Origin of the sequence: Nioella sp., assembly GCF_965215655.1 — a bacterium.
Classification (GTDB): domain Bacteria; phylum Pseudomonadota; class Alphaproteobacteria; order Rhodobacterales; family Rhodobacteraceae; genus Nioella.
In genome coordinates, this window is record NZ_OZ244111.1 from 1539434 (window position 1) to 1552115 (window position 12682).

At 63.5% G+C, this 12682-nt stretch carries 12 protein-coding genes; 4 read left to right on the forward strand and 8 right to left on the reverse strand.

What is annotated here, in order from left to right; all coding sequences use genetic code 11:
• Nucleotides 1-2: 2 nt before the first annotated feature.
• The 8 genes from ACOOEX_RS07970 to ACOOEX_RS08005 all read right to left on the reverse strand — a co-directional run bounded on the left by ACOOEX_RS07970 (nucleotide 3) and on the right by ACOOEX_RS08005 (nucleotide 7576).
• Nucleotides 3-1373: a T6SS phospholipase effector Tle1-like catalytic domain-containing protein gene (locus tag ACOOEX_RS07970; protein WP_420397906.1), complete on the reverse strand. Its 1371-nt coding sequence runs from the start codon at nucleotides 1371-1373 to the stop codon at nucleotides 3-5.
• A gap of 72 nt (nucleotides 1374-1445) precedes the next feature.
• On the reverse strand, nucleotides 1446-1997 hold the full coding sequence (locus ACOOEX_RS07975) for a carboxymuconolactone decarboxylase family protein (RefSeq protein ID WP_420397907.1): 552 nt from the start codon (nucleotides 1995-1997) through the stop codon (nucleotides 1446-1448).
• Nucleotides 1998-2039: 42 nt separating this feature from the next.
• Nucleotides 2040-4088 carry an ASKHA domain-containing protein gene (locus tag ACOOEX_RS07980; RefSeq protein WP_420397908.1) on the reverse strand — a complete coding sequence of 683 codons (2049 nt, stop codon included), beginning with the start codon at nucleotides 4086-4088 and terminating at the stop codon, nucleotides 2040-2042.
• Nucleotides 4089-4191: 103 nt separating this feature from the next.
• Nucleotides 4192-4899 (reverse strand): hypothetical protein, encoded by a 708-nt coding sequence (locus ACOOEX_RS07985; protein ID WP_420397909.1) that lies wholly within the window; start codon nucleotides 4897-4899, stop codon nucleotides 4192-4194.
• A gap of 152 nt (nucleotides 4900-5051) precedes the next feature.
• Nucleotides 5052-5282 (reverse strand): N-(5'-phosphoribosyl)anthranilate isomerase, encoded by a 231-nt coding sequence (locus ACOOEX_RS07990; RefSeq protein WP_071690417.1) that lies wholly within the window; start codon nucleotides 5280-5282, stop codon nucleotides 5052-5054.
• Nucleotides 5283-5317: 35 nt separating this feature from the next.
• A complete protein-coding gene (locus ACOOEX_RS07995; RefSeq protein WP_071690418.1) occupies nucleotides 5318-6283 on the reverse strand; it encodes a methyltetrahydrofolate cobalamin methyltransferase in 966 nt (321 codons plus the stop codon).
• Between the two features lie 10 nt (nucleotides 6284-6293).
• The gene (locus ACOOEX_RS08000) at nucleotides 6294-7229 is read right to left on the reverse strand and encodes a methylenetetrahydrofolate reductase (RefSeq protein WP_420397910.1); all 936 of its coding nucleotides are present in this window, start codon (nucleotides 7227-7229) and stop codon (nucleotides 6294-6296) included.
• 35 nt (nucleotides 7230-7264) lie between these two features.
• Nucleotides 7265-7576 carry a virulence factor gene (locus ACOOEX_RS08005; protein ID WP_071690419.1) on the reverse strand — a complete coding sequence of 104 codons (312 nt, stop codon included), beginning with the start codon at nucleotides 7574-7576 and terminating at the stop codon, nucleotides 7265-7267.
• 269 nt (nucleotides 7577-7845) lie between these two features.
• On the opposite strand from ACOOEX_RS08005, the gene ACOOEX_RS08010 reads away from it, so the two are divergent.
• The 4 genes from ACOOEX_RS08010 to ACOOEX_RS08025 all read left to right on the forward strand — a co-directional run bounded on the left by ACOOEX_RS08010 (nucleotide 7846) and on the right by ACOOEX_RS08025 (nucleotide 12665).
• Nucleotides 7846-9021: a Ppx/GppA phosphatase family protein gene (locus tag ACOOEX_RS08010; RefSeq protein ID WP_420397911.1), complete on the forward strand. Its 1176-nt coding sequence runs from the start codon at nucleotides 7846-7848 to the stop codon at nucleotides 9019-9021.
• Between the two features lie 197 nt (nucleotides 9022-9218).
• Nucleotides 9219-9920, forward strand: a complete 702-nt coding sequence (locus tag ACOOEX_RS08015) for an RlmE family RNA methyltransferase (RefSeq protein WP_071690422.1) — start codon at nucleotides 9219-9221, stop codon at nucleotides 9918-9920.
• A gap of 104 nt (nucleotides 9921-10024) precedes the next feature.
• Nucleotides 10025-11479 carry an IMP dehydrogenase gene (gene guaB, locus ACOOEX_RS08020; protein ID WP_420397912.1) on the forward strand — a complete coding sequence of 485 codons (1455 nt, stop codon included), beginning with the start codon at nucleotides 10025-10027 and terminating at the stop codon, nucleotides 11477-11479.
• Between the two features lie 31 nt (nucleotides 11480-11510).
• Nucleotides 11511-12665: an RsmB/NOP family class I SAM-dependent RNA methyltransferase gene (locus ACOOEX_RS08025; protein WP_420397913.1), complete on the forward strand. Its 1155-nt coding sequence runs from the start codon at nucleotides 11511-11513 to the stop codon at nucleotides 12663-12665.
• Nucleotides 12666-12682: the final 17 nt, after the last annotated feature.

Below are 12682 nucleotides of genomic sequence, written 5' to 3' on the forward strand. Positions count from 1 at the left end.
GGTCATTTCCCACGCAGATTTTGCGGGCGGTAGAAGGGCCAGCGGGCCATGCGGTCTGTGACGCTTCCGTCGATCTCGTGATCTTCGGGGATGAAGCGCGGTTCCTCCAGCGGCAGATACCATTTCCACAGCACCGGCAGGCGGCCCGGCCAGCGGCGGCGCTTGATGGATTTGGGCAGGATTTCAAGCGGAGACCACCAGACAGACATGCTGTCATGGATCTCGGCCATCGCGTCGGGCCTCGCATAGGGGGTGCCGTCGAGCGACCGGGCCTTGCGGCTTGTGCCTTCGAAATGGACCTTGCGGCGCTTGGGGTTCAGCTTCAGCCCCGGCGGCGGCAGGGGCAGGCTGCGCGCCGGATCGGGCGGCGCCTTTGCGCGGTCTTCGCGGTCGGCGGCGATCTCCTGGCGTTCCAGTTCATCCAGCATCCACAGAAGCGTCAGTTTGCCGATGCCGGACTCCCGTTCCCTTGGGCTGCCGCCGATATCGGAATGATAGCCGGGAAACCACCTCTGGCGCACATATTGCCGGCGCTTCATGCTGTCATGGCGGAAGCGGTTGCCGAAATAGGGCTCCCGTTGGTCCCACAGCAGCGGGCGGAACATCGAGCGGCGTTCATCCACCGCCAGCGCATGCAGCACGATGCGGACGGAGGGGTTGGACAGCACATTGGCGTGCACCCGCAGCTCCATGGGGCTGTAATTCGTCACCAGCGAGTGCAAGGGTCGTTCGAAGCTCACCATGGAACTGACCGTATCGAAGAGGCAGAGCGCCCGAATGGGCACGCTTTGATCGGGTTTCAGCGTGTCCTCGTAGCGGCGCAGCTGGCGGAAGGTGACGGAATGGGGCTGGTCGCGCTCATGATCCGTGACGGCACGATAGGCGCGGAAGGCGCCTGTCACCAGGTGCAGCTTGTCAGGTTCAATGAGTCCGAAATTATGGATGAACCCTGCCAGAATCCGCGCCGCATAGGCCCCGCGGGAGAATCCGAAGATGTAGATCAGGTCCTTCTGCGCCTCGGGGCGGGTTGCCTTGCCGGGCACCCCAAGCTGCTTTTTCAGGCCCTGCTCAAAGCTCCAGTCCCGGTTCTTCTGCGCGGTGCTTTTGTAGGTCCGGCAGAGGAAGCGATAGGCGTCGAGCACGTCATCCTCCAGCCCCAGACCGAAGGCGAGCCCCGCCACGGACCGCGCCTTCTGCCGCCATTTCCAGTCGAACAGGCGCGGTTCGTCAAAGGTGCCGACCCCCGGAACGTAATGGGTGATCTGATCGTCATCATTACGTAAGGCGTTGTAAAGCTTGATGATGTTCGTCTGATAGTCGCCGACTTCATTGCCGGTCCCGTCAAAGCAGATAACGATCTTGCGGGCTTTCATGACGTCGGGCCTCGTAACTGGAACATGCGATCAGTGTGACGCGGCCTCGAACATTTGCAAGTCGGGATAACCCTAGTCCAGCATCCCGAGCCGTTCGGCAAAGCCCCTGTAGTCGGCGCTGCGGTCGGCCGGTGTCAGGGCGTCGGCCTCTCCGTAGGCGAAATCCACCCCGGCACCTTCCACCAGCCGGTTGAACAGGTTGAACAGCGCGCAGACCTGTACCGCATGGTAGAGCGCATCTTCCGACCAGCCCGCATCCGTCACAGCCGCCACATCAGCGGGCGTGAGGCGGCTTGGCAGGCTGTTCAGCTTGGCCACATAGGCCAGCAGAGGGCGCAGTTTCGGGTCAACAGGTGCGGTGTCGGGGTCGACTAACAGCGCGTCGATGAGGCCCGGTTCGATGCCAAGCGCCTCGGCATAGATCTGGTGCGATCCATGGCAGAAGGCGCAGGCGTTGAGGCCCGAGACATAGGCCGCGATCAACTCGCATTCCGCTTGTGACAAGGGCGCGCCCGCTTTCATGACGCCATCCACATGCATCAAAAGCGGCCCCGCATGGGCCGGATGGCGGGTTAGCAGGTCACCCAGACGGGCCGGGCTGGGAAGGCTGGGGAAAAGCGGCATGGGCGGTCTCCGGGTTCTGGATCCCGCCCAAGCTAGCAGGGTTCACCCCCGGCGTCGCCTGCGGCGTCCACCACCGTCTCCACCCTCGGCCCCGGCAGCGCCGTAATGCACCTTGGGCAGGTCCACGACGCTGTTGAGGATCGGGAAGGGCTCGACGGAGTTCGGAATGGCCGAGGCATTCACGAAATGCTCCTGGAACTTTGGTTCTACCGCCGTTTCGATCTTGTGGATCTGGCGCACCACGGTTTCGATCCGCCCCCGCGCGTCCCGCGAGCAGAGCGCAATCCGCGCGCCATGACCCGCGGCGTTGCCCGCGCTGGTGACGTTGTCCAGCGGCGCATCGGGGATCATGCCAAGCACCATCGCGTGTTTGGGGCTGATATGGGCCCCGAAGGCCCCCGCCAAAGTCACCCGGTCGACAGTCTCGACGCCCATCTCATCCATCAACAGCTTCGCGCCCGCAAAAAGCGCCGATTTCGCCAGCTGGATCGCGCGGATGTCGCCTTGGGTCACGGTAATGCGCGGCCCGCCCTCGGCGCTGCCATCATGGATCAGGTAGACATGGGTCCGACCTTCCGGCTCACAGCGCGGGGTACCGACCTGCTCGGCCGACCCGATGAGGCCGGAGGCGTCGAGAATGCCCGCAAGACGCATCTCGGCGACGGCCTCGATAATGCCAGAGCCGCAGATCCCGGTGACACCCGTCGCAGCGCTCGCCTCTGCGAAACCGGGGTCATCCGACCAAAGCTCACATCCGATGATGCGGAAGCGCGGCTCCTTGGTGACGGGGTCGATCTCCAGCCGTTCGATCGCACCCGGCGCGGCGCGCTGGCCCGAGCTGATCTGCGCGCCCTCGAAGGCGGGACCGGTGGGGGAGGAGCAAGCCAGAACCTTGTTCTTGTTGCCCAGAAGGATTTCCGCATTGGTGCCCACATCGACGACAAGCACGAGGTCTTCGGATGTGTTGGGTTCCTCCGACAGGGCCACGGCGGCGGCATCGGCCCCCACATGGCCCGCGATGCAGGGCAGGACATAGACCTGCGCCTCGGTATTCAGCGCCGTCAGGTCCAGATCGCGGGCGGGAAGAGAAATCGACGAGGAGGTCGCCAGCGCAAAAGGGGCCTGTCCCAGTTCCACCGGGTCGATCCCCAATAGAAGATGGTGCATCACCGGGTTGCAGACGAAGACGGTTTCCATGATGAGCGTAGGGTCGATCCCGCCTTCGGCCGCGATTTCACCGGCCAACGTATTGATCGCCTCTCGCACCGCATTGGTCATTTCGACGTCGCCGCCGGGATTCATCATGGCGTAGCTGACGCGGCTCATCAGGTCTTCGCCGAACCGAATCTGCGGGTTCATGAGACCGGAGGAGGCCAGAACGCGCCCGTCGGAAAGGTCGCACAGATGCGCGGCGATGGTGGTCGAGCCAAGGTCGATGGCGAGACCATAGATTCCGCCCTCATGCAGGCCCGGCCAGATGTCGAGAATGCGGAACCCGTCCACGCCCTGCGCCTGATGCAGTGCCACGGTGACCTGCCATTTACCCTTTCGCAGCACCGGTTGCAGCTTGGTCATCAGCGCCATCCCGGCGGAGACGTTCTCGATCTGCCACTGGTCCTTCAGCGCCTTGCAGAGCCGCTCGAAATCGCCCGAGGGTTCGTGCATGTCGGGTTCCTCGACCTCGACAAAGACCAGCCGCGTGGCGGGATCCATGGTGATCGGCCGGTCCGATGCCGCCTTGCGCACCACCTGGCGGTGGACCTGGCTTTCTGCCGGAACGTCAATAACGACATCGCCCTGAACAGTCGCCTGGCAGCCAAGGCGACGCCCCGTCTTGAGACCCCGGACCCGGTCATAGCGGGCCTCGACCGCGTTCCATTCCGACAGCGCGTCTTCGCTCACGGTGACGCCATGTTTGGGGAAATCGCCGTAAGAGGGCGAGATCTGGCATTTCGAACAGATCCCCCGCCCGCCACATACGGAATCGAGGTCCACGCCCAGTTTGCGGGCTGCGGTCAGAATGGGGGTGCCAACGGGAAACCGTCCCCGTTTGCCAGAGGGGGTGAAGATCACGAGAGGAGTATCAGACATGCGCGCGCCTTTCCTTTGCGGATGTTTTAACCTGCCCGCAGCCAAGGGAAAGGAGCGAAACGTCAAAATCAGGCCGGGTTGCGGCATGCGTGTGGATTTCGTCTCAGGCAGGCAGCCAGGGCATTAGCCCGTTGGTGCCGGCCACCCACATCAGAACCGGGAATGGCATGACCGCAAGCGCGAGAGTGGGTAAGGTTGCGCGCGGGGAAAAGACGCCGCTCATTCCGGCCATCAGGCAGATCCCGCCGCCGCCGCCAATGAGGCCCGATCCCGGCATGTTGATCAGAAGCGCTAGTCCGACATAGCGGTAGCGTAAGGCAATGCGCGCATGTTTGCGGGGCAGGGAGCGTTGCAACTCTCGCACCCGCTGCGCAGGGCCCATCGGGCCAAGGCGATCAACAAGCGCGGCGGCTCTCACAATGTGCAGGTCGAGGAAGAACCGTTTCAGAGAGCGGATTGGCACGAGGCGCCCGGCAAGGAATGCCAGGCTCAGCCCTCCTAGAGTAGCGAGATAAATGGGCAGGGCGAATTCCGGTCCGCGCAGAACCAGGAGCGCGATGGCAATCTCGATCCCCGGCACGAAGGGCAGGGCGATGAGCAGGGCATAGGCCACGAAAATGGCCAGCAGAATCAGCCGCTCGGCACGGGCCTCCGAATGGGCCGGCAGGGATTCGGCCCAGGAGAGAGCGAAGTCGATCGCGTAATGGGACAGAATCACGATGGCGATGAGAACGACGAGTTTGACAGCGAGTCTTGGAAGTGATTCGCCCCAGGACGGCGGCGTGGTGTCGGTCTCTGGTCGCGCGGGCATGCTGAAAGCCTGGTCTTTGGGGTGCAGACTGTACCTAGGGGGTTTGGTTCGGGAAAAGAAGATTTTTCCGGAAAAATCTTCGCGGTTTCACATGAAGAATTTTCCCGAAAATTCTTCGAATCCATTCTAAAAAATCTTCTGGAAGATTTTTCTCAGCAAACGATACGGATGTCTCCCCGATCGCAGATGATCAGGAACTGACTTCCTGCCTCAACCAGGTGAAACCCGCGTTTGCGGACCTCAAGTTCCAACCTGTCCCGTCCGACCTTGCGATCCACATCCGCTTTGCTGCGTCGGATCACGCCGCCTTTGGTAACGGCTTTCGCCGAGAAGACTTGGTCGAACCAGATATCGTTGCGGTGAATCGGGCGAAGATAGCTCATGCAGCCACCTTCGCCCGATTCAGGTTAACAGGCGATTAAGCGCGGCGACGTCCGCCGCGGCGTCCCCCACGGCCTCCGCCAGCTGCCATTGCAGCGGCTGCGGCCTCGGGGAATGGTGTTCCTTCCTTGGTGGCGTCCAGCACCTTGGCGAAGTTGATCCACTTGCCGCCATTGGGGTCGTGGTTCATGAGGAAGTTGGCGGCGTTGATCGCCTCCATCTCGACCGGGCGCACCGGGTTCATGATGGCGCTGGTCATGCCCGCGCCGATGGCCATCGGCAGGAAAGCCGCGTTGATGCCGTGGCGGTTGGGCAGTCCGAAGCTGATGTTCGACGCCCCGCAAGTGGTGTTCACGCCCAGTTCTTCGCGCAGACGGCGCACCAGGGCAAAGACTTGCTGACCGGCGGTCGCCATGGCACCCACGGGCATCACGAGCGGGTCGACCACGATGTCATGGGCGGGAATGCCGAAATCGGCGGCGCGTTCCACGATCTTCTTGGCCACGTCGAAGCGCACATCGGGGTCTTCCGAAATGCCGGTGTCATCGTTCGAGATCGCCACGACCGGCACGTTGTATTTCTTGACCAGCGGCAGAACCAGTTCCAGCCGGTCTTCCTCGCCGGTGACGGAGTTCAGCAGCGGACGGCCCTCGGCGGCGGCAAGACCTGCCTCCAGCGCGCCGGGCACCGAGCTGTCGATGCAGAGCGGCACGTCGACCAGCCCCTGCACCAGTTCGATCATCTGGCGCATCAGCGGCGGCTCGGTCTCATTCGGGTTTGGGTTGGAGTTGTAGACCACGCCCGCGTTCACATCGAGCACCATCGCCCCGCAGGCGACCTGCTCCAGCGCGTCCTTTTCCACGGTCGAGAAATCGCCCGCTTCCAGTTCTGCGGCTAGTTTCTTGCGGCCGGTGGGGTTGATGCGCTCGCCGATCACGCAGAAAGGCTCGTCAAAGCCGATGACGACGGTCTTGGATTTGGATTCGAGAACAGTACGGGTCATGGGCTCTTTCTCAGTTCTGGTTTGCAGGGCGGCCCGAAGCACCGCCATTGTCGATGGCCCACTGGGCGTTGGTCTTGATGCCACCGAGCGGGAAGAAGTGCACCTTCTCGATGTTGAAATCGGGGTTGGCGGCCTTGTGGGCGGCCAGCTCGTTCAGGATCTCATGCGGCTCGAAGGGCAAGAGCAGCTTGGTCACGTCCTTGGCGCGCTTTTGCAGAACCTTAAGCGAGGGGCCAACACCGCAGGCGATGGCGAACTTGATCAGGGTCTGCAGCTTGGCCGGACCGGCGATGCCGATATGAATGGGCAGCTCGATGCCTTCGGCCGACAGTCGGTTCGCCCATTCGATGACGGGACCGGCCTCGAACGCGAACTGGGTGGCCAGTGCCATCTGGGCATCGGTGCGCTCGGAAAACGCCTGTTTCCAGCGCAGGGCTTCCATCACCACTTCGTCGCCGCCTTTGGGGTCGATGTCGCGGTTGCCCTCGGGGTGGCCGGCCACGTGCAGACGTTGGAAGCCCGCCTTGTCGAAGAGCCCGGTTTCCATCAGCTGCATGGAGCTGTGGAAGTCGCCATGGGGCTTCTCGACCCCACCGGCCAGCAGCAGCGCCTGCTTCACATCAGCCTCGCCCTGGTACATGGCGATCCAGTTTTCCAGCGTCGCGGCATCCTTGATGATGCGGGCCGGAAAGTGCGGCATGACGTCGAAGCCTTCGCTCTTCAGCCGCTTGGCGGTGGCGACCATGTCTGCAATCGGCGTGCCCTCGATATGGGCGATATAGACGCGGGTGCCTTCGGGCAGCAGGTCGCGGAAATTGTCCACCTTTTCGGCGGTGCGCGGCATCACCTCGATGGAATAGCCCTGCAGGAAGGCCTCAAGCGCGGCGGGGTTGCCAGCGGGGGCCGCAGTCGCAGCGGCGGAGGAGCGGAATTTGAGCAGGGCCATCAGTTTCTCCCAAAACGAGGATGGTGGGGCGTTGGTCATTCGGCGGGGGCTTCTGCGTAGCCGTCATTGGCGATGAGCTGCTTCAGCTTGTCCGCGTCGTATTCGGCATCGATGGCGGCGGCTTGAGCATTTGCGACCTCCTGCGGGTCTCCTTCGACCTCGAAGGGCTCTGCCTTGCGAAAGCCGGAGAGATAGGCATCGTCATCCTTGGCGCCCACTTTCATGGCGGCCCGGTCGATGGCCTGCTCGAACCGTTCCGGCAACGGGGCCTTGGCACCCCGACGCCCTTTTCCGACAATGACCTGGGCGGGCATGTCGCGCCAGTAGACGATGGTGACAGCTGGCATGAGGCGTGATTCCTTCCTGATAAGGCTGCGCGGTGTTTCGCAGCAATCTAGGGCTTGGTCGGATCTTCGCCCGTCTCGTTTTCGACCTCGTAGCGCGCCCCTGCGACGCGCCGTCCGATCAATAGGGGGGATGAGGCTGATCGGCCAGAGCGGGAGAGGCCCTAAATTCTCATGAAGATGATGAGCCAGCGCGCAGAGCGGCGCAGACCCATTGTGCGATTGCAGCCGACGCGGTAGCGTGAGGGGAAGCGATGCGAAGGAGAGGGGTCATGGGCCGCCGCCGCCCCCGCCGGGGCAAGCCGAAACAACACGATGCCATTGCCGGGCAGCCGCCCGCCACCGCGCGCATTGCCCCGGTCCCGCCGCCGCCCGTCGCCCCGCCGCAAGCGCAACGTCCCGATCCCGCCGATCTCTATGCGGCGCTCGATCTGGGCACAAATTCCTGCCGGATGCTGATCGCGCAGCCCAAGGGCAACCAGCTGCATGTGGTCGACAGTTTTTCCAAATCCGTCCAGCTGGGGCTGGGGCTGGAGGCGTCCGGACGCCTATCGCGCCAATCCATGGCCCGCACGGTCGCGGCGCTGAAAATCTGCAAGAAGAAGCTGCAACGCCACGATGTGAAGCGGATGCGTCTGGTCGCGACCGAGGCCTGCCGTCGGGCCACCAATGCGGGCGAATTCATTTCGGTGGTGCAGCGTGAAACCGGGCTCGACCTGGAGATCATCCAGCCAGAGGAAGAAGCGCGGCTGGCGGTGGTGGCCTGTGCGCCGCTGGTGTCTACCCGGACGGAACAGTTGCTGGTCGTCGATATCGGCGGCGGCTCGACCGAACTGGTCTGGATCGACCTCAGCCGGGTTCCACGCGTGGAACGGCCGCGCGCCATCATGCGGCTGCATCAGGGGTTCGACCATACCGAAACGATCTTTCCCAAGGCCAAGGTGGTGGACTGGATCTCGATCCCGCTCGGTGTGGCGACGCTGAAGGATCTTTACCGGGATGTGACCGATGATGGCGCGCGCTTTGCGCTGATGAGCTGGTATTTCGAGGAACAGCTTGCGGAGTTTTCGCCTTACGTGGATGCCGCCGATCAGGCCCGCGAAGGCTTCCAGATCATCGGGACCAGCGGCACGGTGACGACTGTCGCGGCCTCTCACCTGGGGTTGCGCCGCTATGACCGCAACAAGGTGGACGGGCTGCGCATGACCTCGGATCAGATCGACTCCGTCATTCAGGACTACCTGTCGCTTGGCCCCACCGGTCGCCGCCGCGACCCGCGGATCGGGCGCGACCGGCACTCGCTGATCATGTCGGGATCCGCCATCCTGCAGGCGCTGCTGCGCGCCTGGCCCACGGACCGGCTGAGCGTGGCGGACCGGGGGCTGCGCGAAGGGCTGCTTTATGCGCAGATGTCCTCTGACGGGGTGCTGGAGGACGGGCCGTTCTGAGGCACGGGCGGTTTCGCCGCCTGTCGACGTCGACCCGGGTGCGGTCCTCCTCACCCCCCGCTTGCGCGGGGACCTCGTCGGCCCGCTTGGGGGTTCCACCCCCAAACCCCCGAGGTTTTTTTGCCGAGATGAAAGGGGGAGGGGCTTTCTTTGGGGCTTGTGGCCTTATATGGGGAGGCGTTGGAAAGGCGACGGCGATGGCAAAGAACACGAGCGGGCGCGGGCAGCGCGATTTGCGGGTCAAGGTGAAGACCGCGCGGGGGCGGAAACTGTCCTCGACACTTTGGCTGGAGCGTCAGCTGAACGATCCATATGTGCAACGCGCCAAGCGTGAGGGCTATCGTGGTCGCGCGGCCTTCAAGATTCTGGAGCTGGATGACAAGTTTCGCTTCCTCGTGCCCGGTGCGCGCGTGGTCGACCTGGGGTGTGCCCCCGGCGGCTGGTGCCAGGTGGCGGTGAAGCGCGTCAATGCCCTGGGCGAAAAGCCCGGCAAGAAGGTCGGGACGATCCTGGGCATCGACCTGCAGGAGGTAGAACCGATTGCAGGCTGTGAGATCCATCAACTCGATTTCATGGAAGACGATGCCGACGAGAAGGTGAAGACCTGGCTTGGCGGTAAGGCCGATGTGGTGATGAGCGACATGGCGGCGTCAGCCTCGGGGCACAAGCAGACCGACCATTTGCGGATCATCGCGCTGTGCGAGGCGGCGGCCTATTTTGCCTTCGACGTTCTGGAAGAGGGCGGCACTTTCGTGGCCAAGGTTCTGGCCGGCGGCGCAGAGGGCGATTTGCAGCAGATGCTGAAGCAGAAATTCACCAAGGTCGCGAATGTGAAACCAGGGGCCAGCCGGTCGGATTCTTCCGAGAAATTCGTGGTGGCCACCGGCTTTCGGGGCTAGGCCCCGCGCCAATCCGTCCCAGCCACCGGAATTGGGGCTTTCCCTTTTGCCAAACCCATGAGATAGGGACGTGCCAACCGTAACTCCCAGCCTTGGAGGCCCCTATGGAGATTCGCGAGGCGCTTACCTTCGACGACGTTCTGCTTGTGCCCGGTGCATCCTCGGTCCTGCCGAGCACCGCCGACACGCGCACATGGGTGACACAATCCATCAAGATGAACATCCCGCTTCTGTCCTCTGCCATGGACACGGTGACCGAGAGCCGCATGGCGATTGCCATGGCGCAGGCGGGCGGCATGGGGGTGATCCACAAGAACCTGAATGTCGAGGAACAGGCCCGCGAAGTGCGGCGGGTCAAGCGCTTTGAAAGCGGGATCGTCTACAACCCGGTGACGTTGCGGGTGGATCAGACGCTGGCCGATGCCAAGGCCTTGATCGACCGTTATAATTTCACGGGCTTCCCGGTGGTCGATGCAGAGGGTCGCGTGGTGGGCATCCTGACCAATCGGGATATGCGATTTGCGTCGTCGGACGATACGCCGGTCCATGTGATGATGACCTCGAGCGATCTGGCGATGCTGGCCGAACCCGCCGATCTGGAAGAAGCCAAGAGCCTGATGCGGGCGCGGCGGATCGAGAAGCTGCTGGTCCATGACGGGCAGGGCAAGCTGACCGGGCTGCTGACGCTGAAAGACACCGAACAGGCGGTTCTGAACCCCACGGCCTGCAAGGACGAGCTTGGGCGCCTTCGGGTCGCGGCGGCGACATCGGTGGGCGATTCCGGGTTCGAGCGGACCGAGGCGCTGATTGACTCCGGTGTCGACATCGTCGTGGTCGATACCGCGCATGGCCATTCCGAAGGCGTGATCGACGCGGTGAGACGCGCCAAGCGGTTGTCGAACACCGTGCAGGTCATCGCGGGCAACGTGGCGACAGGCGAGGCCACGCGGGCCCTGATCGACGCGGGCGCGGATGCGGTGAAGGTCGGGATCGGGCCGGGCTCGATCTGTACCACGCGGATCGTGGCGGGCGTGGGCGTGCCGCAGCTGACCGCGATCATGGATTGTGCCAAGGCTGCGGCCGAGACCGGAACACCGATCATTGCCGATGGCGGAATCAAGTATTCCGGCGATTTCGCCAAGGCCATCGCGGCGGGGGCCAATTGCGCCATGGTCGGCAGCATGATCGCGGGCACCGATGAAAGCCCCGGTGAGGTCATTCTCTATCAGGGCCGCTCGTTCAAATCCTATCGCGGGATGGGCTCGCTCGGCGCCATGGCGCGCGGTTCCGCCGATCGCTATTTCCAGAAGGACGCGGCCAGTGACAAGCTGGTGCCCGAGGGGATCGAGGGGCAGGTGCCCTACAAAGGGTCCGCCAGCGCGGTTGTGCATCAGCTGGTGGGCGGCCTGCGGGCGGCCATGGGCTATACCGGATCTGCCACGGTGGACGAGATGCGGGGGGGCTGCAACTTCGTGCGGATCACCGGCGCTGGGCTGAAGGAAAGCCATGTGCATGACGTCCAGATCACACGTGAAAGCCCGAATTATCGTTTTGGATGATGGTTTTGCGCGCTGATCTTGAGGTGGTTTCGTGACCCCCGCAGCGCGGGTTGCCGCCGCGATCGAGGTGCTGGATCGCTGGCTGGACGGCGTGCCGGCCGAAAAGGCCCTGACCGGGTGGGCACGCGGGGCGCGCTATGCCGGGTCCAAGGACCGGGCGGCCGTTCGCGACCATGTCTACGATGTCTTGCGCCGCAAGGGTGCGTGCGAGGTGCTTGGCGGTGTAGATGGGCGCGGGCTGATGCTGGGGCTGTTGCGGTTACAGGGTGTGGACCCCGTGACGGTTTTCACCGGCGAGGGGCACGCCCCGGTCCCGCTGTGTGACGCTGAACAGCACGGTCCGGATGCGTCCCCCGATATCTGGCGCGATGTTCCTGACTGGTTGCATCAGCCCCTGCGGGAAAGTCTTGGCGCACACGCTGCGGATGTCGTTGGCACCTTACAGGCACGCGCGCCGCTCTACCTGCGGGTCAATGCCCGGAAAGCTTCGGTTAACCAAGCTCAGGAACGCCTTCTAGAGGACGTAATTAAAACGGAAGCCTGTCAGGTTGAGATGGCTTTGAGAGTCACGGATGGCGATCGTCGCTTGCGGCAATCCTCCGCCTATCTGGATGGGCTGGTCGAGATTCAGGATCTCTCGGTTCAAATGGCATGCGCGGCTGTGGACTGGCCGCAGAGGGGCAAGGTTCTGGACTATTGTGCCGGAGGCGGTGGTAAGGCGCTGGCCATCGCGGCGGTGTCAGATGCGCAGGTCCTTGTCCATGACGCCTTTCCCGCCCGAATGTCAGATATTCCCGCGCGCGCGGCGCGGGCGGGTGTGACGCTGACGACAATATCTCGCCCGGAAGACCGCGAACCCTATGATCTGGTGCTCTGCGACGTGCCCTGTTCCGGGTCCGGTACATGGCGGCGGGATCCGGAAGCCAAATGGCGGCTGACCCCGGAGAGACTGGCGGAACTTGGGCAGGTGCAGCGCCGGATTGTCAAGCAGGCACAAGCACTTGTCAGGCCCGGGGGACGCCTTGTCTACATGACCTGTTCGTTGCTCGATGCGGAAAATCAGGCTGTGGTGGACGCTGCCCTGTCAGCGCCGGAATGGAACGTGCTGACCACTGCCCGATTCCTGCCCCCCGAGGCATCCGACGGCTTTTTCCTCGCGGTCTTGCGCCGAAATGGCAACGGCTGAAACCGTGCGGATCTTAA